Annotated in this window: 19 protein-coding genes; 4 read left to right on the top strand and 15 right to left on the bottom strand. The window is 72.5% G+C overall.

Annotated features, from left to right (window positions below; all coding sequences use genetic code 11):
• Nucleotides 1–208 precede the first annotated feature (208 nt).
• The 6 genes from ABZX40_RS36740 to ABZX40_RS36715 form a co-directional block, all read right to left on the bottom strand.
• Nucleotides 209–406 (bottom strand): hypothetical protein, encoded by a 198-nt coding sequence (locus ABZX40_RS36740; RefSeq protein WP_355736303.1) that lies wholly within the window; start codon nt 404–406, stop codon nt 209–211.
• A gap of 155 nt (nt 407–561) precedes the next feature.
• On the bottom strand, nt 562–2,082 hold the full coding sequence (locus ABZX40_RS36735) for a class I SAM-dependent methyltransferase (RefSeq protein WP_355736300.1): 1,521 nt from the start codon (nt 2,080–2,082) through the stop codon (nt 562–564).
• Nucleotides 2,083–2,213: 131 nt separating this feature from the next.
• Nucleotides 2,214–2,792, bottom strand: a complete 579-nt coding sequence (locus tag ABZX40_RS36730) for a small secreted protein (protein WP_355736298.1) — start codon at nt 2,790–2,792, stop codon at nt 2,214–2,216.
• 320 nt (nt 2,793–3,112) lie between these two features.
• Nucleotides 3,113–5,476: a sodium-translocating pyrophosphatase gene (locus ABZX40_RS36725; RefSeq protein ID WP_355736296.1), complete on the bottom strand. Its 2,364-nt coding sequence runs from the start codon at nt 5,474–5,476 to the stop codon at nt 3,113–3,115.
• Between the two features lie 409 nt (nt 5,477–5,885).
• Nucleotides 5,886–6,317, bottom strand: coding sequence for an ATP-binding protein (locus tag ABZX40_RS36720; RefSeq protein ID WP_355736293.1), 432 nt, complete (start codon nt 6,315–6,317; stop codon nt 5,886–5,888).
• A gap of 111 nt (nt 6,318–6,428) precedes the next feature.
• Nucleotides 6,429–6,770, bottom strand: coding sequence for an anti-sigma factor antagonist (locus tag ABZX40_RS36715; RefSeq protein ID WP_355736290.1), 342 nt, complete (start codon nt 6,768–6,770; stop codon nt 6,429–6,431).
• 78 nt (nt 6,771–6,848) lie between these two features.
• Between ABZX40_RS36715 and ABZX40_RS36710 the strand changes: the two genes are divergently transcribed.
• Entirely contained in the window at nt 6,849–9,392 is a 2,544-nt protein-coding gene (locus ABZX40_RS36710) for a DEAD/DEAH box helicase (RefSeq protein WP_355736288.1), read from the top strand.
• Between the two features lie 355 nt (nt 9,393–9,747).
• Here ABZX40_RS36710 and ABZX40_RS36705 read toward each other — a convergent pair whose 3' ends face one another.
• From ABZX40_RS36705 to ssd, 7 genes are all read right to left on the bottom strand, one after another.
• Nucleotides 9,748–10,110, bottom strand: a complete 363-nt coding sequence (locus ABZX40_RS36705) for an Rv3654c family TadE-like protein (RefSeq protein ID WP_355736333.1) — start codon at nt 10,108–10,110, stop codon at nt 9,748–9,750.
• A gap of 116 nt (nt 10,111–10,226) precedes the next feature.
• Nucleotides 10,227–10,661 (bottom strand): TadE family type IV pilus minor pilin, encoded by a 435-nt coding sequence (locus ABZX40_RS36700; RefSeq protein ID WP_355736285.1) that lies wholly within the window; start codon nt 10,659–10,661, stop codon nt 10,227–10,229.
• Nucleotides 10,648–10,878, bottom strand: coding sequence for a DUF4244 domain-containing protein (locus ABZX40_RS36695; protein ID WP_355736282.1), 231 nt, complete (start codon nt 10,876–10,878; stop codon nt 10,648–10,650). The genes ABZX40_RS36700 and ABZX40_RS36695 overlap by 14 nt, the downstream gene beginning before the upstream one ends.
• Before the next feature lie 117 nt (nt 10,879–10,995).
• Nucleotides 10,996–11,787 (bottom strand): type II secretion system F family protein, encoded by a 792-nt coding sequence (locus tag ABZX40_RS36690; RefSeq protein ID WP_355736279.1) that lies wholly within the window; start codon nt 11,785–11,787, stop codon nt 10,996–10,998.
• Entirely contained in the window at nt 11,784–12,653 is an 870-nt protein-coding gene (locus tag ABZX40_RS36685) for a type II secretion system F family protein (RefSeq protein WP_355736276.1), read from the bottom strand. The genes ABZX40_RS36690 and ABZX40_RS36685 overlap by 4 nt, the downstream gene beginning before the upstream one ends.
• Nucleotides 12,631–13,884 carry a TadA family conjugal transfer-associated ATPase gene (locus tag ABZX40_RS36680; protein WP_355736273.1) on the bottom strand — a complete coding sequence of 418 codons (1,254 nt, stop codon included), beginning with the start codon at nt 13,882–13,884 and terminating at the stop codon, nt 12,631–12,633. Before ABZX40_RS36680 ends, ABZX40_RS36685 begins: the two co-directional genes overlap by 23 nt.
• Nucleotides 13,881–14,984 carry a septum site-determining protein Ssd gene (gene ssd / locus ABZX40_RS36675; RefSeq protein ID WP_355736270.1) on the bottom strand — a complete coding sequence of 368 codons (1,104 nt, stop codon included), beginning with the start codon at nt 14,982–14,984 and terminating at the stop codon, nt 13,881–13,883. Before ssd ends, ABZX40_RS36680 begins: the two co-directional genes overlap by 4 nt.
• A 666-nt stretch (nt 14,985–15,650) precedes the next feature.
• On the opposite strand from ssd, the gene ABZX40_RS36670 reads away from it, so the two are divergent.
• Nucleotides 15,651–16,514 carry an HAD family hydrolase gene (locus tag ABZX40_RS36670; RefSeq protein WP_355736268.1) on the top strand — a complete coding sequence of 288 codons (864 nt, stop codon included), beginning with the start codon at nt 15,651–15,653 and terminating at the stop codon, nt 16,512–16,514.
• Between the two features lie 488 nt (nt 16,515–17,002).
• On the opposite strand, the gene ABZX40_RS36665 is transcribed toward ABZX40_RS36670, so the two are convergent.
• Nucleotides 17,003–17,827 (bottom strand): oxidoreductase, encoded by an 825-nt coding sequence (locus ABZX40_RS36665; RefSeq protein ID WP_355736266.1) that lies wholly within the window; start codon nt 17,825–17,827, stop codon nt 17,003–17,005.
• Between the two features lie 101 nt (nt 17,828–17,928).
• On the opposite strand from ABZX40_RS36665, the gene ABZX40_RS36660 reads away from it, so the two are divergent.
• Nucleotides 17,929–18,909, top strand: coding sequence for an ATP-binding protein (locus ABZX40_RS36660; protein ID WP_355736264.1), 981 nt, complete (start codon nt 17,929–17,931; stop codon nt 18,907–18,909).
• Between the two features lie 123 nt (nt 18,910–19,032).
• Here the strand turns inward: ABZX40_RS36660 and ABZX40_RS36655 are convergent, their stop codons facing one another.
• Nucleotides 19,033–20,316, bottom strand: a complete 1,284-nt coding sequence (locus ABZX40_RS36655) for a hypothetical protein (protein WP_355736261.1) — start codon at nt 20,314–20,316, stop codon at nt 19,033–19,035.
• A gap of 336 nt (nt 20,317–20,652) precedes the next feature.
• Between ABZX40_RS36655 and ABZX40_RS36650 the strand changes: the two genes are divergently transcribed.
• Nucleotides 20,653–23,904: a bifunctional SulP family inorganic anion transporter/carbonic anhydrase gene (locus ABZX40_RS36650; protein ID WP_355736259.1), complete on the top strand. Its 3,252-nt coding sequence runs from the start codon at nt 20,653–20,655 to the stop codon at nt 23,902–23,904.
• The last annotated feature ends 354 nt before the right edge of the window (nt 23,905–24,258 follow it).

The raw sequence follows: 24,258 nt of genomic DNA, 5'->3' as shown, positions 1-24,258 counted from the left end.
GGACGGCCGAGATTCCGCACGGGACGGCCGAGATTCCGCACGGGACGGCCGGGATTCCGCACGGGACGGCCGAGGTTCCGTGCGGGATACGGCCGGGAATGCGGCCCCATGCCCGTCTCCACCCCTGTCATCCGTCTCCACCCCACCCCGATCACGAGGTGTACGTCACACGGTCGCCGCGTGGCGGTGCGACCGGGACGGGGCGCCGTCACAGGCGCGTGAAGCACCACACGGCGATCACCAGCGCGACCACTGAGGCGACGGTCGTGACCGCGGCGGACGTCCCTTGGCGCACCCCCGCGGCGACCGGTTCCCGGCGCCGTACCCGCACCGCTGTCCACAACAGCAGTCCGCCCCCGAACAGGGCGAAGACCACTCCGGTGAAGATCGCCGGCCCGCTCTCCATGTGCCGCCGCGCCCTTCTCTCGTGCCGTCCGCGCGTACCAAGCCCGGGAAGACTGGCACGCGCGCACGGCAACCAGGCGAACCTGAGGTGAACGCGGGGGCGGGCGGCGACGGCAGGGGAAGCTGCGGCCCTGAATGACTTCGGCCGCTCCCGGACTACTGCGCCGGTTCCAGGAACCCCTGCTCCACCAGCAGCCGGATCTGCGCGGGCGTCCGGTCGCGCAGCAGGACCGGGTCCTCGCCGACGAGTTGGGCGATGGCGTCGAGGATCCGGCCGGCGGTCAGGGAACCGTCGCAGACGCCCGCGAAGCCCGCGCCGACGGTGTCCACGCGCGTGGCCCGGCGCATGCCCCGCTGCTGCCGCAGCACGACATGCTCGGGGTCCTCGGCGCCGGGCAGTCCGACCTGCTCCTGGACCACCTCGGTGACCAGCCGGAACCGCTCCTCCAGCAGCGCGGCGTCGTCGAGGGACCGGAGATAGTCGAGCCGCTCGAAGTGCGCGCGCACGGTGTCGCCGAGCGGCTGTTCGACCGGGTGCGGCCACTCCTCGACGGTCACCGAGGGCACGGCCGCCTCCGTCCGCCGCAGGGTGATCCAGCCGAAGCCGACCGCCCGCACCTTGCGCGCCTCGAACTCGTCCAGCCAGGCGTCGTACCGCGCCTCGTACTCGGCCACGTCGCCCCGGTGGTCCCCGGCGTCGCGCAGCCACAGCTCGGCATATTGCGTGATGTCCTGCACCTCGCGCTGCACGATCCAGGCGTCGCACCCGCGCGGCACCCAGGAGCGCAGCCGGTCCTGCCAGTCCTCCCCTTCCACGTGCTGCCAGTTGGCGAGGAACTGCGCGAAGCCGCCCGCCGTCAGCCGTTCCCCCGCCCCCTGAACGAGCGAGCGGCACAGATCGTCCCCGCCCATCCCGCCGTCCCGGTAGGTGAGGCGGGCGCCGGGCGAGATCACGAACGGCGGGTTGGACACGATGAGGTCGTACTTCTCCCCGCTCCGGAGCGGTTCGAACAGCGAGCCCTCGCGCAGGTCCGCGGCCGGGGCGCCGGACAGGGCGAGGGTGAGGGCGGCGATGTGCAGCGCCCGCGGGTTGAGATCGGTCGCCGTCACGCGCGTGGCGTGCTGCACGGCGTGCAGGGCCTGGATCCCGGAGCCGGTGCCGAGGTCCAGCGCGGTCGAGACGGGCGTACGGACGGTGATCCCGGCCAGCGTCGTCGACGCGCCGCCGACGCCCAGGACGACACCCTCCGCGCGGCGCCCGATACCGCCGGCACCGCCGACCGCGCAGCCGAGGTCGGACACGATGAACCAGTCCTCGCCGTCGGACCCGCCGTACGGCCGCAGGTCCACGGTCGCGGCCACCTCGTCCGCCCCGGCGGGCGTCAGCCAGCCGCTGTCCAGACAGTCGGCCACCGGCAGCACATCGGCCACCCGCGCGCGGGGCACCGGTTGCTGAAGAAGGAAGAGCCGTACGAGGGTCTCCAGCGGCGTGTCGCCGCGGGTCGCCCGGAGCGCGGGCACGGTCTCGCTGCGCGCGAGTGCCGCGTACGCGGGGGCGCCGAGGAGGTCGAGCAGGCCGTCGGCGGTGAAGGCGGCCCCCAGGAGGGCCTCCCGCAGCCGGGCGGCGACATCGGGGCGATCGGCGGAGGGCAGGGGCGGCAGGCTCGTGTCACTCACGCCCCCATTGTGGCCGCTCGGCCCGCCACGGCGCTCACACGGGCCCGCCCGGACCCGCCACTTGGCCCCCGCCCCGCCTCACCCGCGCCCCGGCCGGACGGATGACGACGTCACCCGCCCCCGGGGCACCGTCACTCGGCCGAAGCCGAAGCCTCCGCCTCCGCGGAAGCGCTCTTGCAGCTCTCCTGCGTCGCCATCGCCCGGCCGACCTCGCCCTCCTCCAGCGTCTTGAGGGCGTCGCTGCCGCTCTGGCCGAGCTTGTCCAGCTCGGTGGCGATGTCCTTGAGGCCGTCGGCGAACTTGGCCTGGTCCCCGGTGTCGAGTGCGTCGACCTTCGTCTTCAGGGACGCGTAGGACGTGGCGATGCCGTTGAGTTCCTTGACGGCGTCCTGCTGCTTCTTCTCGCCGTTCTCGACGTCCGGGGGCCCGGCCTCGCTGACGGCGGCACCGATCGCCTTGTAGGCATCCGACATGTCCTGGAAGGCGACCGCGTCGGTCTTCTGGACCTCTTCCGGTGTGCTGTTGTCGGAGGTCTCCTTCTGGATCGCGGTGTTGGCGCTCTCGATCTTCTTCGCCTGCGGCTGCACCGCGTCGCACACCTGCTTGGCCCAGGCGTTCAGCTTCTCGTTGCTGTCGTCACCGCTGCACCCGGTCAGCGCCAGTACCAGTACCGCGCCGCCGGACAGCGCGGCGCCGAGCTTCTTGTTCACCGGTTCGGTCCCTTCCGTGGCCCTCGGCCCCGGAACATACACGGGACACGCACGACTCCACGGAGAGGTACGTCGGTTAAACACACTTTTGCCAGAGTTCGCCCGCGCGAGAGAAGGCTCACGAGAAGCGAAGAGAAGCGAAGAGAAGCGACAGGGGCACCCTGCACGGCGCAACCCGGGGTAACGAGTACCAGCACGCCCAACCGGCGAGTACCAGCACGCCCAACCGGCGTGAACAGCGCGAGGCGGGCGGACAGCGCACCAGCGCACGCCCTCCGCCCGCCCCTCAGTCGCCGAGTGGCCCCGCCACCCGCTGCTCCCTAAGGCACCGCCGCCGGATCCGCCGGTGCGGACGACTTCCCCGCGTCTCCCGCGTCCCCGCCATCGTCATCGTCCACGGCGATCCCGCGCCGCTTGGACACGTACACCGCCCCGGCGATCACCAGGAACGCCAGTACGGCTACCAGGACGCGGACCGTGAGGTTCTCGTCGGCGCCGTACGAGAACTTGATCACCGCGGGGGCGATCAGCAGTGCGACCAGGTTCATGACCTTCAGCAGGGGGTTGATCGCGGGCCCCGCGGTGTCCTTGAACGGGTCGCCGACCGTGTCGCCGATCACCGTCGCGGCGTGCGCCTCGCTGCCCTTGCCGCCATGGTGACCGTCCTCGACCAGCTTCTTCGCGTTGTCCCAGGCACCGCCGGAGTTGGCGAGGAACACCGCCATCAGCGTGCCCGCGCCGATCGCGCCCGCCAGGAACGCGCCGAGCGCGCCGACGCCCAGCGTGAACCCGATGAAGATCGGCGCCAGCACCGCCAGCAGCCCCGGCGTGGCCAGTTCCCGCAGAGCGTCCCTCGTACAGATGTCCACGACCCTTCCGTACTCGGGTTGCTCGGTGTAGTCCATGATCCCGGGCCGCTCGCGGAACTGGCGCCGCACCTCGTAGACCACCGACCCCGCCGACCGGGACACCGCGTTGATCGCCAGCCCCGAGAAGAGGAAGACGACCGCGGCGCCGGCGATCAGCCCGACGAGGTTGTTGGGCTGCGAGATGTCCATGATCAAGGTCATGGGGACGCCCTCGCCGGTGAGTCTCTCCCCGACGTCCCGCGCCCCCGTCGTGATCGCGTCGCGGTACGACCCGAAGAGCGCCGCCGCCGCGAGAACGGCGGTGGCGATGGCGATGCCCTTGGTGATGGCCTTGGTGGTGTTGCCGACGGCGTCCAGGTTGGTGAGCACCTGCGCGCCCGCGCCCTCGACGTCGCCGGACATCTCGGCGATGCCCTGGGCGTTGTCGGAGACCGGCCCGAAGGTGTCCATGGCGACGATCACCCCGACCGTGGTGAGCAGTCCGGTGCCCGCCAGCGCGACGGCGAACAGCGCCAGCATGATCGACGCCCCGCCGAGCAGAAACGCCCCGTACACGCCGAGCCCGATCAGCAGCGCGGTGTAGACGGCCGACTCCAGGCCGACCGAGACACCGGCCAGGATGACGGTCGCGGGGCCGGTCAGCGAGGTCTTGCCGATGTCCCTGACCGGGCGCCGGTTGGTCTCGGTGAAGTAGCCGGTCAGCTGCTGGATGACGGCGGCCAGCAGGATGCCGATCCCCACCGCGACCAGGGCGAGGATCCGAGGATCGCCGCCCTTGCCCGCGATCGCCGCGTCGGTGACGCCGTCGAGGTCGGCGTACGACGACGGCAGATAGATGAAGACGGCGACGGCGACCAGGACGAGCGAGATCACCGCGGAGATGAAGAAGCCCCGGTTGATCGCGGTCATGCCGCTGCGGTCGCTGCGGCGGGGAGCGACCGCGAAGATCCCGATCATGGCTGTGATCACCCCGATGGCGGGCACCAGCAGCGGGAAGGCAAGCCCCGCGTCACCGAAGGCGACCTTGCCCAGGATCAGCGCGGCCACCAGCGTCACGGCGTACGACTCGAACAGGTCTGCGGCCATTCCGGCGCAGTCGCCGACGTTGTCGCCCACATTGTCGGCGATGGTCGCGGCGTTGCGCGGATCATCCTCCGGGATGCCCTTCTCGACCTTGCCGACCAGGTCGGCGCCCACGTCGGCGGCCTTGGTGAAGATGCCGCCGCCGACCCTCATGAACATGGCGATCAGGGCGGCTCCGAGACCGAAACCCTCCAGCACCTTCGGCGCGTCGGCCGCGTACACCAGCACCACGAGGGAGGCGCCGAACAGTCCGAGCCCCACCGTGAACATGCCGACGACACCGCCGGTACGGAATGCGATCTTCATCGCCTTGTGCGAGACCTCGGTGAGATCCTTTTCCGGCTCACCCTCGGCCGGAGTCGCCTCCCGGGCCGCCGCGGCGACCCGCACATTGCTCCGTACGGCCAGCCACATGCCGATATAGCCGGTGCCCGCCGAGAACAGCGCGCCGATCAAGAAGAACACCGATCGCCCGATGCGCTGATTCCAGTCGTCGGCGGGCAGCAGCAGGAGCAGGAAGAAAACGATCACCGCGAATACACCGAGCGTGCGCAACTGCCGGGCCAGATAGGCGTTCGCGCCTTCCTGGACGGCCGCCGCGATCTTCTTCATGCTGTCGGTGCCCTCGCCCGCGGCGAGCACCTGCCGCAGCAGCACACCGGCGACCACGAGCGCAGCCAACGCGACGGCCGCGATCACCATCACCATGACGCGGTTGTCGTCGGTCAGCACGGCGGCTGCGAAGGTTGATGGATGATCCAGCGAATGATCCAGTGAATGGACCAGCGGATGATCCAGTTGATGAGGGGAAGAAAGCCCCGCCATTCGTCCTCCTTGACGCTTGGGCTGAGCTCAAGATGTGGACGGATTGTAGGGATCTTACTCTGATCAAAACAGTGCGCGGTAAGCGGAATTCTGCTTCACAGGTACTTTCACATGACCTTCGGTAAATGATCGCCCAGAAACCATGATCCGGAAAGCTGTAATGCACTGAAGGAATTAAAGCTTGATCGTGAATTCATTCACGAATTGTGCGGCGCTGAGGAACCCGGAAAAAAATCAAGGGCCCCGCTCTGCGGGACCCTCGAAAAAGTAAGGCGAAACGTGTGTGCGACCCGAACGGGCGGCGCTGTGCCGGAACCTACGCCGGAACCGCCGCCTCCGGCGGGGTCGTCTGCCAGGTCATCCGGATCAGCCCGCCGTGCGCGTCGGAGGTGACCTCGACGTCGTCCACCAGGCCGCTGATGACCGCGAGGCCCATCTCGTCCTCCTCGGCCTCGGCGTCCGTCGCGTCGCTCGACCCGGCGCCACCGGGCACCGAACGCGGGGCCTCGTCGCCGACCTCGATGGAGAACTGTTTCTCCTCCTCGACCAGCGCCACCCGCACCGGCGCGGTGATCCCGGCGCTCTGGTGCAGGCCCACGGCCCGGCTGCACGCCTCTCCGACGGCGAGCCGCACCTCGTCGAGGACGGCCTCGTCCACCCCGGCCCTGCGCGCCACCGCAGCCGCCACCAGCCGGGCGGTACGGACATGCCCGGGAAGCGCGCTGAAGCGGAGTTCGACGGTGGCCATGCATCCCCCTCGGAGCTACGGGCGTGCGAGCGGGGGCCGGGCCGTCGAACGCCCCGGTCCCCCAGAAAACAGGGCCGGTCCGGGCCGCGCGGGGCGACCCGGACCGGATGATCAGTCGGTGGCCGCTACCGCTTCGTCGACCGTGGTGTGAATGGGGAACACCTTGGTGAGGCCGGTGATGCGGAAGATCTTCAGAATGCGCTCCTGGTTGCACACCAGGCGCAGGGAGCCCTCATGGGCCCGCACACGCTTCAGGCCGCCGACCAGCACGCCGAGACCGGTGGAGTCGAGGAAGTCCACGCCCTCCATGTCCACGACGAGGTGGAAATTCCCGTCGTTCACCAGCTCGACCAACTGCTCGCGCAGCTTGGGCGCGGTATATACGTCGATTTCGCCACCGACCCTGACGATCGTGCGATCGCCGATGGTCTCGGTCGACAGGGACAGGTCCACGGATCCTCCAGCACCTTGCTATCGAGCGGTCGCCCTTGGGCACCTCGGCGGAGCCCCCGGGACGGTTCGCCAGCCGCGATGGCATTCAATCACTTACCGGCAGGCGTGCACGACGCCTTGAGCCCATTGTCCGTCACTCCAATGACACACTCGGTGCCGATGGCCAAGAATCACCGTTCCGATCGACTCCCGACGGACTCCGCGCCCCGCCCCGCCCCGGGCGCGGTCCTGCACCGGCTCGCCTCGGGCCCGAGCCGGGCCGCGCGCATCACTCATACGGAGCACTTGCCCCCGCGCGCGGGCCGCCATGCCGTCTGGCCGGACCGGATCCGCTCCGAGGTCGTCGCCGCCGTGCAGGCCGCGGGCATCGAGCACCCCTGGGCCCACCAGGCGCAGGCTGCCGAGCACGCCCTGGACGGCGAGTCGGTGGTGGTCGCCACCGGCACCGCCTCCGGCAAGTCCCTGGCCTATCTGGTCCCCGTGCTCTCCACCCTCCTGGACGGCTCCGAGGCCCCGAACGGGCGCGGCGCCACCGCCCTGTACCTGGCCCCCACCAAGGCCCTGGCGGCCGATCAGTGCCGGTCCGTGAAAGAACTCTCACGCCCCCTGGGCACCGCCGTGCGCCCCGCCGTCTACGACGGCGACACGCCGTTCGAGGAGCGCGAGTGGATCCGCCAGTACGGCACCTACGTCCTCACCAATCCGGACATGCTGCACCGGGGGATCCTGCCCTCCCACCCCCGCTGGTCGTCCTTCCTCAAGGCCCTCAAGTACGTCGTGATCGACGAGTGCCACACCTACCGGGGCGTCTTCGGCTCGCACGTCGCCCAGGTACTGCGCCGACTGCGCCGGCTCTGCGCCCGCTACGGCTCCTCCCCGGTCTTCCTGCTGGCCTCCGCCACCGCCGCCGAGCCCGCCGTCGCCGCCCGGCGGCTGACGGGGCTGCCCGTGGTCGAGGTCGCCGACGACGCCTCCCCGCGCGGGGAGCTGGTCTTCGCCCTGTGGGAGCCCCCGCTGACCGACCTGGAGGGCGAGCGGGGCGCCCCGGTCCGCCGCACCGCCACGGCCGAGACCGCCGATCTGCTCACCGATCTCGCCGTCCAGGGTGTGCGCTCGGTCGCCTTCGTGCGCTCCCGGCGCGGCGCCGAGCTGATCTCGGTCATCGCCCAGGAGCGCCTGGCCGAGATCGATCGGTCCCTGTCCCGGCGTGTCGCCGCCTACCGGGGCGGATACCTCCCCGAGGAGCGCCGCGCCCTGGAGCAGGCCCTGCACTCCGGCGAGCTGCTCGGCCTCGCCGCCACCACCGCCCTCGAACTGGGGATCGACGTCTCCGGTCTGGACGCGGTCCTCATCGCCGGCTACCCGGGCACCCGTGCCTCCCTCTGGCAGCAGGCGGGCCGGGCGGGGCGGGCCGGACAGGGCGCTCTCGCCGTCCTGGTCGCCCGCGACGACCCGCTGGACACCTTCCTCGTCCATCACCCCGAAGCCCTGTTCGACCAGCCCGTCGAGTCCACCGTCCTCGACCCCGACAACCCGTACGTCCTCGCCCCGCATCTGTGCGCCGCGGCGGCCGAGCTGCCCCTGACCGACGCCGACCTCGACCTCTTCGGCCCCGGCAGCGCCGCCCTGCTGCCGCAGCTGGAGGCCGCGAAGCTGCTGCGCCGCCGCGCCACCGCCTGGCACTGGACCCGCCGGGAACGCGCCGCCGACCTCACCGACATCCGCGGCGAGGGCGGCAGCCCCGTGCAGATCGTGGAGTCCGGCACGGGCCGGCTGCTCGGCACCGTCGACGCGGGCGCCGCCCACGCCACCGTCCACGAGGGCGCGGTCCACCTCCACCAGGGCCGCACCTATCTGGTCCGCTCCCTGGATCTGGACGAGAACGTCGCCCTGGTCGAACAGGCGAGCCCCCCGTACTCCACGGTCGCCCGCGACACCACCTCCATCTCCGTCCTGGACACCGACACCGAGATCCCCTGGGGCGCGGGCCGACTCTGCTTCGGCTCGGTCGAGGTCACCAACCAGGTCGTCTCCTTCCTGCGCCGCCGTCTCATCACCGGCGAGGTCCTCGGCGAGACCAAGCTGGACCTCCCGCCCCGCACCCTGCGCACGCGCGCGGTGTGGTGGACCGTCACCGAGGACCAGCTCGACGCCGCCCGCGTGGGCCCCGAGATCCTCGGCGGCGCTCTGCACGCTGCCGAACACGCCTCCATCGGCATGCTCCCGCTCTTCGCCACCTGCGACCGCTGGGACATCGGCGGCGTCTCGGTCCCCCTGCACCCCGACACCCTGCTCCCGACGGTCTTCGTCTACGACGGCCACCCCGGCGGCGCGGGCTTCGCCGAGCGCGCGTTCCACACCGCCCGCGCGTGGCTCACCGCGACCCGCGAGGCCATCGCGTCCTGCGAGTGCGACGCCGGCTGCCCGTCCTGCATCCAGTCCCCCAAGTGCGGCAACGGCAACGATCCCCTGCACAAGCGGGGTGCCGTGCGGCTGCTCACGGAGTTGCTCCGGGGGGTGCCGGAGGGGGAGGCGGCGGGGGATACGGAAGGGCAGGCGAAAGAGGAGGCTGAAGGGGAGGCGGAGGGGGGAGCCCAGGGAGCGGCTCGGGAGGGCTCGTAGGCGTCGGCCCAGGGGCTGTCATGCGGCCCTTTGGTGGCTGTGGGGGGCCGCCGGGGGGGGCCGCCGGGGGCGGCGGGCGCCTGGGCGCCGGGGGTGGGGCGGCGGGGCGTCCTGGACGCGGGGGGCGGGGCGAGGGCGGGGCGGGGCTCAGTCGCTTTGGACGCCGGGGTGGCGTGTGGCTGCGCTGGATACCGGCCGAGGGCGGCTGACGGGGCGGGTCCGGGCCGGACGCCGGGGCGACTGACGGGGGCCAGGCCGGGACGCCGGGGCGGCTCACAGGGACACTCAGGACCGTACGCCCGCCCAGGGCGGCCACAAGGGCGGCTCAGGACCGTACGCCCGCCCGGCAGGCGGCTCACGGGGGCGGCCCAGGGCCGTACGCCGTCGCCGGTCCCGCCCGCGCCCGTACCTCCGCCTCGAACAGGCCCCGCCCCGAGGCCGCCGTCACGTCCGAGACCTCCCCGGCGACGACGCACCGCACCAGCCGCACACCGTGCGCCCGCGCGGCTTCCCTCCCCCGAGCACAGGCCGCGGTGGAACCACGGGCCCAGTACTCGGCCGCCGCCAGCGCCGCGAGATCGGCCCCGGCCGCCGCCCTGTGCCGGACCACGACGGCCTGCCCCAGGGCGAGCACCGTGCCGAAGACCACACAGAGCACAGCGACGACGGCGAGGCTGACGACGGTCGCGGAACCTCGGTCCCGGGCCGCGCCTGCCACTCTGGGCACCTTGACAGCGCCCTTGGCGGCCCCGATGAACCCGACGCCCCTGGTCGCGCGGGACGCCCCGGCCGACTCGCTCGCACCCCGCGCCCACCAGCCCCGGAACCTCCCCGTCACGGCACAACCTCCACCGTCCCGGGCGCCGCCCCGCCCGCGCTCGTCCCCTCCACCACCGCCACGGCCTCCTCCCGCAGATGGAAGGCGAGCCCGCCCAGCAAGGGGGGCCGGGCCACGACCACCACCCGGACACGGTCCCCCTCCCGGCCGAGCGTGACCTCCGCTCCGCGCGGGGCGGCGGCTCGGGCCAGTTCGACGACCGCGGTGTCGGGGTCCTGGCGGGCCGCGGCGCGGGCGCCGGTCCTGGCCGCGTCCACACACTGGATCTGCGCCGCCGCGACGAACAGCGCCCAGACCAGGGCCATGGCGAACATCACCAGCACCGGGAGCGTCACAGCCGCCTCCACAGTCACGAAGCCGCCGTCCGACCGCCGCCCCGCCGGGCCCTCGTTCCGCCGCTCGTCCGCCGACCCCGGCTCACATGCCCGCATCGAGGGCACTCTCGACCATCGACTGAAGCTTCGCGCCGACCGTTCCGCTGGTCAGCACCCGATAGAGCACGACGGCGAACCCGGCCGCCGCCACCAGGCCGAGCGCGTACTCGGAGGTCACCATTCCGGCGTCACCCCGTGCCCGGCGCACCACCCGCGCCCGCGCCCGTACCCACCCCGCCCATACACGCACCCGCGCGCGTACCAGTCCGTACATCTCAACCCCCGTAGGTCGTCTCTCACTTGCCGATCGCCTGCCGATCGGCGGTCCGCCGATCACGCCTCGTCCGTCGTCCTTCGCTTGCCGCTCCCCCGCCCTCCACCCCACCTCCCCTCACCCCCCGCCCAGCACCTCACTCGCCATCCCCAGCACCACCGGCACCACCCCCACCGCGATGAACGCGGGCAGAAAGCACAGCCCCACCGGAGCGCTGATCAGTACGGCTGCTCTCCTGGCCCGTGCCGTCGCCTCCCGGGTCCACTGCGCGCGGGTGTCCTCGGCGAGCCGGGCGACCGGTGCGGCGGCGGGGAGCCCCGACTCGTCGGCCCGTGCGAGCAGCCGGGCCAGACCCCGTGCGCCGGGCAGCGCGGCCAGTGCACGCCACGCCGTGGCCGGTTCGGCTCCGAGCCGGACCTCGGCCGCGCCCCGGGCCAGCGCGTCCCCCACCGGGCCGCCGAGCGCCTCGCCCACCGCGTGGGCGGCGGGCACCGGACCCGCGCCGGCCGCGATGCAGGCGGCCAGGAGATCGGCGGCGAGCGGGAGTTGCCGTCCGGCCTCCGCGAGGTCGGCCACCGGGTCCGCCGCCCTCCCCGCGCGTTGCCGCCGACGCCACCACCACAGGCCGACGGCCCCGACCGCGCCGAGCGCCACGCCCGCGGCCCCGCCGATCAGCACCCACCCGGCGCCCACGACACCGCCCCAGGGCGCCCAGCGCCGGACCACCGCCCACCCGGCCCCCGCCGGAAGCCGCCGCCCCGGCAACGCCGTCCCCGGCGTGAGCAGTCGGGCGATCCGGCGTCGTACCCGCCGCTCCCGTCGGGCGGCCCGCAGCCGCCGTACCGCCCAGGTGAGGGTCAGCGCCGTCCCCAGGGCCGCCCCCAGGCTGTGGACAACCCCGCCGCTCATGCCGCCTCCGCCCGGCGGACGATGCGCAGGGCCCACCAGAGCCCGGCGGCCTCCAGCACCAGGCCGGCGGCGAGGCAGACGAGGCCGGGGCCGGTGTGCAGCAGGACGTGGAGCGGGTCCGCGCCAAGGGCGGTGCCGAGCAGCAGGCCCGCCGCGGGCAGCCCGGCGAGCATCAGCGCAGTGGCGCGGGCGCCCGCCAACTGGGCGCGCAGGTCGGCCCGTCGGTCCCGCTGGGCGCGCAGGGCGGCGTCCAGCCGGTCGAGCCCGGCCGCGAGCCCCGCGCCCTGGTCGACCGCCACCCGCCAGCACGCCGACAGCCCCAGCAGCCCTTCGGCGCCCGGCTGCCGTGCCGCCCCGGCCAGTTCCCCGGGGACGTCCCCGCCGAACCGGGCCGCCGCCAGCACCGCCGGCTGCGCCGCGCCGAGCCCGTCGGACTCCCGGGCGGCCCGGGTCAGCGCGTCGCCCGGTTGCCGTCCCGCCCGCACCTCCCCGGCCAGTGCCCCGCACAGCGCGATCACTTCGGCCGTCCGGCGCTCCCGGTCCCGTCGGGCCTCCCGCGCGCGCCGCATCCGCCGGACCATCGGCATCCCGGCCGCCCCCGCGACGACCGGCAGCACCGAGCCGCCCAGGATGCCCAGCACCAGCCCGGCCACCGGCACCCACCACTCGACACGCACGCGCACACGCACCCGGACCCGCGCCCACCGGGGCCACAGCGGCGGACCGTGCCCCACACCACCCCCATCGGCGAACAGCAGCCGCGTCCGCCGCGCACCGAACGGCCCGCCACCCATCAGCAGGACCGCGACCCCGACACACCCCAGAGCCGCCCCCGTCCAGACCTCACCCATCCCGCTCACTCCCATCTCGCCCGTTCCCTTCCGTTCGCTTCCGTCGCCCGGTCACCGCGGCCGGTCCCTCCCCGTCGCCCGGGGCCCCGCTCAGCAGCGCCTCCAGCCGCTCCCAGCCCCGCTCGCGCGCGAAGGCCCCCGTTGCCCAGCGCAGCGCCGGGACCGTCCGCACCAGGCCCGACGGGTCGGCCGGGTCCCGTTCCAGCACCCGCACCTCGTCGATCCGCCGCCGCCCGTCACGGTCCCGGACCAGGTGGAGGACGACGGACAGGGCCGCCGCCAGCTGGCTGTGCAGGGCCGCCCGGTCCAGGCCCGCCGCCGTACCGAGGGCCTCCAGCCGGGCGGGGACGTCGGCGGCGGCATTGGCGTGGACGGTCCCGCAGCCGCCCTCGTGGCCCGTGTTGAGCGCGGCCAGCAGATGCACCACCTCGGGTCCGCGCACCTCGCCCACGACCAGCCGGTCCGGCCGCATCCGCAGGGCCTGGCGCACCAGGTCCTCCAGCGTGACCAGGCCGGCGCCCTCCTGGTTGGCCGGTCTGCCCTCCAGCCGTACGACATGGGGGTGGTCCGGGCGCAGTTCCGCGGAGTCCTCGGCCAGCACGATCCGTTCGCCGGGCCCGACCAGCCCGAGCAGGGCGCTGAGCAGGGTGGTCTTGCCGCTGCCGGTGCCGCCGCTGATCAGGAAGGACAGCCGGGCGGCCAGCAGCGCGCGCAGGATCCGGTCCCCGCCGGGCGGCACCGTGCCCGCCGCGACGAGTTCGCCCAGGGTGAACGCGCGCGGGCGGACGACCCGCAGGGACAGACACGTACAGCCGACGGCGACCGGGGGCAGCACCGCGTGGAGCCGGGTGCCGTCGGGCAGGCGGGCGTCGACCCAGGGGCGGGCGTCGTCCAGGCGCCGCCCGGCGACCGCGGCGAGGCGCTGTGCGAGCCGCCGTACGGCCGCCGGGTCGGGGAAGGCGACCGGGGTCAGTTCCAGGCCGCCGCCGCGGTCGACCCAGACCCGGTCGGGGGCGGAGACCAGGACGTCGGTCACCGACGGGTCGGCGAGGAGGGGTTCCAGGGGGCCGCTGCCGATCAGTTCGGAGCGCAACTGGCGGGCGGCCCCGAGCACTTCCGCGTCGCCCAGGACCCGGCCCTGTTCGCGCAGGGCCTGCGCCACGCGCGCGGGGGTGGGTTCGGCGCCGCTCTCGGCGAGCCACTGCCGCACCCCGTCCAGCAGGGCGGATCCGGATCGCGCGCTCATGCCGCGTTCGCCTCGGTCAGGGCGCGCTCCCAGAATCCCTTGCAGAACCGGGCCAGGGGGCCGCGCCCGCCGGCCGCGGGCGGTGACTTGCTCCCGTCCGGGCGCAGCAGTGCGGCCTCGACGGGCACTTCCCCGGCGAGCGGCAGCCCGAGCAGCCGGGCCACCTCGCGGTCGTCGAGGCCGGGCGCGTACGGCCCGCGGACGGCGACCCGCAGGTCCCGCAGCACCATGCCCACGGTCGACGCCATGCGGCCGGCTGCGGCGACCGCGCGGAGTTCGCCGGGGACGACGAGCAGGCCGATGTCGATCTGGGAGAGCACCTCGGTCACCCCGTCGTCCAGGCGGCGGGGCAGATCGACCACGACCGTGCCGCTGCGGCGCCGGGCGGCGGACAGCACCGCGCGGACGGCCTGTGCGGGCACGGTGACCCGGTCGCCGCGGTCCCAGCTGAGCACCCGCAGCGCGTGCAGTTCGGGCAGGGACTCCTCCAGCGCTCCGGCGCCGAGCCGGCCGCGCGAGGCGGCGAACGCGGGCCAGCGCAGGCCCTCGGCGCTCTCGCCGCCGAGCAGGACGTCGAGTCCGCCGCCGAGGGGATCGGCGTCCACCAGCAGGGTGCGCAGCCCCTCGTGCGCGGAGGTGACGGCGAGCGCGCAGGCCAGGGTGGAGGCGCCCGCCCCGCCCCGGCCGCCCAGCACCCCGACGGTGAGCGCCGGGCGTCCGACGCCCTCGACGACATCGGCGATCCGGTCGACGAGCCACTGTTCGCCGTCGGGCAGGAGCAGGACATGGTCGGCGCCGATCCGCACGGCCCGCTCCCACACCCCGGGGTCGTCCTGGTCGCGTCCGACGAGGACGACCCCGCGCCGCCGGGCCGTACCCCGGACGCGCCCGGCGGCGTCGTCGCCGACCAGGACCAGGGGCGCGGCCTCCCAGGCGTCGGTGCGCTCGGGCACCGAGTGGTGGACCTCGGCCGTGGCCCCGGCCGCCGCGCACAGGCGCAGCAGGTCGTCCAGCAGTCCGGGGTCCTCGGTGAGGATCAGCGGTCCGGCCCGGCGGCCGTGGCCGGGCGATGGCGGATCGTGGGTGACGGTGGCGGACATGGGACTCCCCCTCGTTGTGAGATCGGTGAGATCGGTGAGATCGGTGCGGTCGATGTGATCGGTGCGGTCGGTCTGATCGGTGCGGTCGGCGCCGCCCCGAGGCGCCGCGATTCGGGTGCGTAGGAAGAACCGGGGATCCGGCCTCCATTTGAACGGCCGAAGGAAACCGGCCAAACGCGTCCGAGAAACGGGTCCGCCGATGGCGAACTCGCATCGATCGCGGCGCGTTGGAATGAGCGTGCAGCGATCCTGGAAATGATGTGGATCTTGGTCGAAATCTGTGGACAACTCGGTGGTTGTGAATATCGCCGTCACCCAAACCGGTGACGGCCCACAGGCCCCGGGCCGTATCCCGCGCGACTCCCGCAGAGCAGCCCGAGCACTACGCAGAGTGACCGATCATGGACAGGCGAAAGGGGCGGCCACAGCCGCCCCTGTACGGCACCTATGCCGCGGGAGATGAGGAGAAGAACGCGAAACGCCGTCCGGACATGCGACGACCCCCGCCGGGGGGGAGAGCGGGGGTCGTCCCCACGGCCGACTCGGGGGGGGGAGGAGCCGGACCGGGTTAGCACGGTCGCGAACGATCCGTGACTTCCATGGTGTACCCGAGAGCCCTCTCAGGCAAACCCACGCGCCTCACCTTACGCCGAATGGGCTGCCCCTATGCTCAAGGGCGTGGAAAACCACTCCTTGCCCCGCACAGCGGCCTTCTTTGACCTGGACAAGACGGTCATTGCGAAGTCGAGCACGCTCTCGTTCAGCAAGTCGTTCTACCAAGGCGGTCTGATCAACCGCCGGGCCGTCTTGCGTACCGCATATGCCCAGTTCGTGTTGCTCGTCGGCGGCATGGACCACGACCAGATGGAACGCACCCGCGCCTACCTCTCCCAGTTGGTGCGCGGCTGGGACGTCCGCCAGGTCCAGGAGATCGTCGCCGAGACCCTGCACGACATCATCGACCCGCTGATCTACGACGAGGCCGCCTCCCTCATCGAGGACCATCACATCGCCGGCCGCGATGTGGTGATCGTGTCCACCTCGGGCGCGGAGGTGGTCGAGCCGATCGGCGAGCTGCTCGGCGCGGACCGGGTGGTGGCCACCCGGATGGTGATCGGCGACGACGGCCGCTTCACCGGCGATGTCGAGTACTACGCCTACGGCCCCACCAAGGCCGAGGCGATCCGGCAGCTCGCCGCCTCCGAGGGCTACGACCTCGCCCGCTGCTTCGCCTACAGCGACTCGGCGACCGATCTGCCGATGCTGGAGAGCGTCGGCCGCCCGCACGCCGTGAACCCGGACCGGGCGCTGCGCCGCGAGGCCCTCGCGCGCGGGTGGCCGATTCTGGATTTCCACCGCCCGGTCCGGCTCAAGCAGCGCCTGCCCTCGTTCTCCGTACCGCCGCGCCCCGCCCTGGTGGCAGCCGCCGCCATAGGGGCCGCCGCGGCCACGGCGGGCCTGGTCTGGTACGCCAGCCGCCGCCGGGCTGCGGCGGCGGCAGCAGCAGCGGCCCTACGATCCGCCGCCTGACCCGCCCCTATGAACCCCCTATGGCCCGCGCCCATGGCCTGCACCGATGGCCCATCCCACGGCCTGCGCCTATGGCCCGCCCCCTGACCTGCCCCTTTCCCCACACCTTCGATCCGTCGGTCATGAGCTCTTCATTACTGTTGTTTTGATCCTTTTTGAACCTAAAAGTAAAGAACCGTAGCCAGCCCTTCCGCTCCCCTCGGGGCGGGAGTACAAAGGACTCAACGGCCCGCGAGACCAAGGACATATCCGAGAGGATCGCCTTAAACAACGCATCTGGCCCCACGGACCGCGCATGTGTACAGGGCACCCACGCGACGTCGACCCGTCGATTACGGGCCAGCCGCACCAGGTGACGGGCGAAGTTCCCGACCTGATGGGCAATACATCGAGGACGCCTGGTAACCAGGTACCCATGCCAGCGGCGGTACGAGACCTCGTACCGCCGCAACCCTGTCCGGCCCGGGTCACCCACCCAGGGGCAGCCGTCAGGCGGCGCCCCGCTGCAACGCCTCGCACACCGCCGTCGACTCACGCGCCCCCAGCTCGACCGCCCGCGCGCAGTGCGCGATCCAGGCCGCCATCCCCTCCGGCGTACCGGAGACATAGCCCTCGAAGGCGGCGAGATAGGCCGTACGGCCCAGTTCCGCGTGCCCCACCTCTGCCGGGCACACCGACTTCGGGTCCAGGCCGCTGCCGACCAGCACGATCCGCTCGGCGGCCCGCGCGATGAGCCCGTTGTACGAGGCGAAGGGCCGCAGCGCCAGCAGCTCACCGTGGACGACGGCCGCCGTGACGGGAGCCGGGGCCGCACCGCCCGCGACGATCAGTTCGCTCAGCCCCTCCAGCCGACCCGCGACCTCGTCGGCGCCGGGCAACGGGAGCGCGAGCAGCGGCTCGTCGACCGGCTCGCCCGCCAGCCGCGGGCGCCCCACCTCGTCCCCCCGGGTCGCGGCGGCGACGAGATGCAGCCGGGCCAGCACCCGCAGCGGCGACTGCCGCCAGATGGACAGCAGTTGACCCGCCTCGGCGGTCAGCCGCAGCGCCGCCCCCATGACCCGGGCCTCGCCCTCCACACCGAAGTCACTGCGCCGCCGCACCTCTTCGAGCGCCCAGTCGGCGCCGGAGAGCGCCGCCGAACCGCGCGCGCCGCGCAGCGCCGCCTCGGAGGTGACCTCGTTGCTGCGCCGCCGCATGACGCGGTGCCGGTACACCCGGTCCACGGCCTTGCGTACGGACTCGACGGAGTCGGCCACGCCGGGCAGCGAACCCAGGGCCGCGAGCGGGTCGTCGGTCGCGCCTGTCGTACTCATGGGTACGACCCTACGCACCCGGGGCGCGCACCCCACGAAGGAGTGGTCTTCTTCACGTCCCCGGGCCCGCCGGGTGCCGTGCACCACTAGGCTTACTGAACATGAAAATTGCTTTCGTCGGGAAGGGTGGCAGTGGCAAGACCACCCTGTCGTCCCTCTTCATCCGCCATCTGGCCGCCACCGGCGCCCCGGTCGTCGCCGTCGACGCCGACATCAACCAGCATCTGGGCGCCGCGCTCGGCCTGGACGACGACCAGGCCGCGGCCCTGCCCGCCATGGGCGACCGGCTGCCGCTGATCAAGGACTATCTGCGCGGCAGCAACCCGCGCGTCGGCTCCGCCCAGACGATGATCAAGACGACCCCGCCCGGCGAGGGCTCGCGGCTGCTGCGGGTGCGCGAGAACAACCCGGTCTACGACGCCTGCGCCCGGCCGGTGGAACTCGACGGCGGGGCCGTCCGTTTGATGGTCACGGGGCCCTTCACCGAAGCCGATCTGGGGGTCTCCTGCTACCACTCCAAGACGGGAGCGGTGGAGCTGTGCCTCAACCATCTGGTCGACGGGCGTGACGAGTACGTCGTGGTCGACATGACGGCCGGTTCGGACTCCTTCGCCTCCGGCATGTTCACCCGCTTCGACATCACGTTCCTCGTCGCCGAGCCGACCCGGAAGGGGGTCTCCGTCTATCGCCAGTACAAGGAGTACGCGCGCGACTTCGGCGTCACCCTCAAGGTCGTCGGCAACAAGGTGCAGGGGCAGGACGACCTGGACTTCCTGCGCGCCGAGACCGGTGACGACCTGCTCGTCACGGTCGGGCACTCGGACTGGGTCCGGGCCATGGAGAAGGGCCGCCCGCCCCGGTTCGAGCTGCTGGAGGACCACAACCGCCGGGCCCTGGAGCAGCTGCACACGGCCGCCGACGCGACCTACGCGCTGCGCGACTGGGAGAACTACACCCGCCAGATGGTGCACTTCCATCTGAAGAACGCCCAGTCGTGGGGCAACGAGCGCACCGGAGCCGACCTGGCCGCCCAGGTCGACCCCGGCTTCGTGCTCGGCGAGAGCGTCACCGCTCCCGCGTAGTCCGTGCGGGGGGGGCGCCAGCCCGTGCATGAGGCGCCAGCCCGTGCGCGGGGCGCCAGTCCGTGCGCGGGACGTCGGCCCGTGCGTGGAACACCGCCCCCTCCAGGGCTGCTGCTTCCGGGGCTACTGCTTCCGGTCGGCGGGCGGTGCTCCCGGGACGCCCTTGGGAGCCGGGGCCAGGCTCGCCGACAGGAAGGGCTCCCAGCCCTGCTGCGGGGCCTGGCCCACCTTCAGGGTGCGCAGCTTGTCCAGGGTCTTCGGGTCCTGGGCGTCCAGCCAGTCGGCGAGCTGGCGGAAGGACACACAGCGCACCTCCGACTTCGTGCAGACCTCCTCGACGACCTCCTCGATGGCGCGCATATAGGTGCCGCCGTTCCAGGACTCGAAGTGGTTGCCGATGATCAGGGGCGCGCGGTTGCCGTCGTAGGCGCGATCGAAGCCCTGGAGCAGGCCGTCACGCATCTGGTCGCCCCAGTACTCGTACTGGGACGGGTCGCCCTGGGTGGTGGCGCCGGACTGGTTGACCATGAAGTTGTAGTCCATGGTGAGCTGCTCGTAGGTGTGGCCGGGGAAGGGGACGAGCTGCATGGACAGATCCCACAGGCCCTCCTTCCGGCCGGGCCAGACCTGGTTGTTGACACCGCTGGTGTCATAGCGGAAGCCCAGTTCGGCGGCGGCCTTGGTGAAGTTCTTCTGGCCCTCCAGACAGGGTGTGCGGGCGCCGATCAGCTCCTTGTCGTAGTCGAAGGGGAGCGGGGCGGCGTCGCGCATGCCGGTGTTGGTCTTCCAGGACTTCACGAACTGCTTGGCCTGGGCGATCTCGTCCTTCCACTCCTCGACCGACCACTCGCCGACGCCCCCGCCCTCGCCGCAGAAGTGGCCGTTGAAGTGGGTGCCGACCTCGTTGCCCTCCAGCCAGGCCAGCCGGAGCTGCTTGACGGTCTCGGCGATGCCCTCGTTGTCGTTGAAGCCGATGTCGGAGCGGCCCGGGGAGTGCTGCGGGGGCCGGTAGAGGTCGCGTTTCTCCTCGGGCAGCAGATAGACGCCGCTGAGGAAGTAGGTCATCGTGGCGTTGTTCCGCTTGGAGACCTCGCGGAAGTGTGAGAACAGCCTCTGGCTGTCCTCACCGGCCCCGTCCCAGGAGAACACCACGAACTGCGGGGGCTTCTGACCGGGCTTCAGCCGCTCGGGGCGGGGCAGCCGCGGCTGGGCGCCGGTGAACGCGGTGGAGCCGTCGCCGATGAGCCGGACCGCGCTCTTGGGCGCCGGGGCGGGCTGGGCCTTGTCCGGTCCGGCCGCCCCTTCCCCGGAACCGGTGGAGCCGGAGCCGATGCCGCAGCCGGCGAGCGACACGGCACAGACCGCGGCGACCACGGCCCCCGCGGCGATCCTCTGGGTGGCGGCCATGTCCGCCCACCTTCTTCCTTCTCTCGGGCCAACACGCCGCCGGAGACCGGACGGCGTCCGCCGGGGAGAACCGGCGGCGCGGTCAAGCTCGCACGGAACAGAGAAGGAATTAGTACGACAAGCCGACTGAATTACTGATTCGCTCATCAAGGTGATCTCTTAGCCCATTTGCCCCTTAAATCCATGCTTGACCTTTACTCCGGATTACGATCCGTTTACCAATCGCTCATTTCATCCCGCCGCTGCACGCCGTGTCCCACGGCCGCGACCCGACCCCCGCCCCACACGGGGACCACCTGTTCCGCGACCGCGCCGCCCCGGAGGAGACGGGACCCGATGTCTGCCTTCCGCACCTTGCCCCAGGCCCTGGAAACCGCACGGGCCAAAGGGACCCGCCTTGTCGACGCCCGGCGCGCGCGCCATGTCCACCAGCCGCACAGCCCGCCCCCGGCCGGGCGCCGCCCCCGCTTCCGGATCGCGGGCGCCGATGTCTCCGCCTCCATCGCGGTCTTCCTGATCGCCCTGCCGCTCTCCCTGGGCATCGCGCTGGCCACCGGCGCACCGCTCCAGGCCGGGCTGGTCGCCGCCGCCGTGGGCGGACTGGTCGCCGGCCGGCTCGGCGGCTCCGCCCTCCAGGTCAGCGGCCCGGCCGCCGGACTGACGGTGGTCACCGCCGATCTGATCCACCGCTACGGCTGGCGAACCACCTGCGCCATCACCGTCCTCGCCGGGCTCGCCCAACTGGGCCTCGGCTGTCTGCGGGTGGCGCGCTCCGCGCTCGCCGTCAGCCCCGCGATCGTGCACGGCATGCTCGCCGGGATCGGTGTCACCATTGCCATCGCCCAGTTGCACATCGTCCTCGGCGGCACCCCGCAGAGCGCGGTCCTCGACAACCTCGCCGCGCTGCCCGCCCAGCTCGCGCAGCTGCATCCGGCCGCCGTCTCGATGAGCGCGCTCACCCTCGCCCTGCTGTTCCTCTGGCCCCGGATCCCTGGCCGCCCCGGACACCTGCTGCGCAGAATCCCGGCCCCGCTCATCGCCGTCGCCGGAGCCACCTCCACCGCCTCGCTCGCCGGGATCGCCCTGCCCAAGGTGGAACTGCCGTCCTGGCAGAGCCATGCGCTGGCCGGGCTGCCCGAGGGCCCGGCGCTGGGTCTGGCCACCGCCGTCCTCACCACCACGCTGGTGTGCAGTGTGCAGTCGCTGCTCGGCGCGGTCGCCGTGGACAAGCTGGCCGGCGCCCGCCCCGGCCTCACCGCCAAGATCGGCCGCTCCGACCTGGATCGCGAACTGCTCGGCCAGGGCGCCGCCAACATCGCCTCCGGCGCGCTCGGCGGACTGCCCGTCGCGGGAGTGGCCGTACGGAGTTCGGCGAATGTGAACGCGGGTGCCGTGAGCCGGAACTCCACGATGTTGCACGGCGTTCTCGTAGTAGTCGCCGCGCTTTTGATGATTCCGGTGCTGGAGCTGATCCCGCTCGCCTCACTCGCCGCCCTGGTGATGGCCGTCGGCATCCAGATGGTCTCCCTGAACCACATCCGCACGGTGACCCGCCACCGAGAAGTGCTGGTCTACGCGGTCACCACCCTCGGCGTGGTGCTCCTCGGCGTCCTGGAGGGCGTGACACTGGGGATCGCCGTCGCCGTGGCCGTCGCCCTCAACCGCCTGGCCCGCACCCGGATCACCTACGACGAACAGAAAGGAGCCCATCACATCCATGTCAGAGGCCAGTTGACGTTTCTCGCCGTGCCCCGTCTCAGCCGTGCCCTGCACCATGTGCCGCACGGGGCCCACGCCGTCGTCGTGCTGGACGGCTCCTTCATGGACCACGCGGCCTACGAAACGCTCCAGGACTGGCGCAACACCCACACCGCCCAGGGCGGCACCGTCCATCTGACCGGCCGCCGCGGTCCCCGGCTGACCGGGCCCATGGCCATCCCGCTCCTCGACCTCGACGTAAGCCTTCCGGTGTCGGGGACGGACGCCTCCGGCATGGAAGCAGGGGAGGTCGTGAGGTTTTCGGGGAGCGCGGAGGGCATCGAAGGCGGGCGGGCACGGGGCGCCGTGGGAGCTGCCTGTGCCGGGCGGGCCTTGGGAGAAGGCTGTGCGGCGGGGGCGGTGGGAGTGCCGTCCGGCGATTCCGGGGCGATGAGGGTGACGGGGGGTTCGGATGGCTTGAGATCGGCGGGAGCCGGGGGTGCGGAGGGTGACGCTGGGCGCTCGGGTCCGTCCGGCGGGCCGTCCGGGGATTCCTCTGGGGATCCTGCTGGGGTCCCCCCGTCCTGGGGTCCCTCCGGGGGTCCGTCCCGGGGGCCGTCCCGGGGTCCCTCCGGGGATCCGTCCGGGCCTGCTGGAGCTGCGGACTGCAGGGGAGCGGGGACCGCTGCCGGGAACGGCGGCGTGGCCCGGGACGCCGGTGCGGCGGGTGGCGTCGACGCGCCCATCGCCGACTGCCGTTGCAGGCCCTGGACGCCGTGGCGCAACCATCAGTGCGAGCCGACGGGTTCGGCGCGTGAGAGGGAGGGGGTGGAGAGGAGAGAGGCATCGGAGGGATTGGAGGCATCGGGTGAACCGAGTGCGTCGGGTGCGTCGGGTGCACCGAGTGCGTCGAAGACATCGGCGGCATCGATGGGGGACGGTCGGTTCGGTCCCGGCTCACCTGATCGGACCGCGCCCGACGGGTACGCCCCGGTACTCGGGCCGGACGCCAGGGGTGTCGTAGCCGCAGCCGGAGCCGGAAAGGACGCCGGACCGGAATCCGGAGCAGCACCGGCCCCCGGCACAGCCACAGCCCAAGCCGCGAACGCTGGCACCAGCACCACCGGCACCGGAGTCGGCACCGGCACCGGCATCAAGAGCGACCCCCAAGGCCACGCCGATCCGGACCCCGGTCATGACAGCGGCCATGAAAGCGGTCAGCAGTTGGCTCGTGGGATCAGCGCGTTCCAGCGGAACACCGCGCCGCTGGTGCGAGGAGAGCTGGCGCGGCTGGCGAGGGAAGGGCAGCGGCCGTCGCAGCTGTTCCTCACCTGTGCGGACTCACGGGTCGTCACCTCGATGATCACTTCCAGTGGTCCGGGCGATCTGTTCGTGGTGCGCAATGTGGGGAACCTGGTGCCGTTGCCGGGTGCGGAGAGCGGGGACGACTCGGTGGCCGCGGCGATCGAGTACGCGGTGGATGTGTTGCGGGTGCGGTCCATCACGGTGTGCGGGCACTCGGGGTGCAGTGGGATGCAGGCCCTGCTGAACGCCGAGCCGGGTGGGGCGATGACGCCGCTCAGACGGTGGTTGCGGCACGGTCGGCCCAGCCTGGAGCGGATGGCGGACGTCGGGCGCCCCTGGCCCCGGCTCGCGGGACGCCGTCCGGCGGACGCGGTGGAGCAGTTGTGCCTGACCAATGTGGTGCAGCAGTTGGAGCATCTGCGGGCGTACGAGGCCGTGGCGCAGGCGTTGCGCGAGGGCGCGCTGGAGTTGCACGGGATGTACTTCCATGTGGGCGAGGCACAGGCGTATCTACTCACCGAGCGGGGTGAGGACCGGGTGTTCGACGACGTGGAGGGGGCGGACGGGCTACGGAGCCGGGCCTGACCGGGGTCGATCCTCCCTTGCCCCTGCCCTGCCGTGCCCACTCCTCATTCCCGGTCCGCGCCCCTCGCCCCCTGGTTGCCCTCCCCTCCGTTCCCGGTCAGCTCCCTAGCCCCCCCTGGTTGCCCCGCCGCCTCCCGTCCCCTCCCCCTCCCACCCCTGTGCCCGCCCCCTCACCCCCGTGTGACATGGAAGACACACCCTGAACCTGGCGGGGATCGCGCCCGTGGGAAGGATTGGAGCGGTGAAGTTTTGGTACGACGTGCCCCATGCCCGGCGGGAAAGACCGGGAGGAACCGGTTAGGGCACGCCTGGCGGAGTCCCTTCTCACAGGTCTAAACCATTTGCCCGTCGACC

The sequence above is a fragment of the Streptomyces sp. NPDC004610 genome (assembly GCF_040609715.1).
Lineage (GTDB): Bacteria > Actinomycetota > Actinomycetes > Streptomycetales > Streptomycetaceae > Streptomyces.
This window is presented reverse-complemented; position numbering and strand designations above follow the sequence as displayed.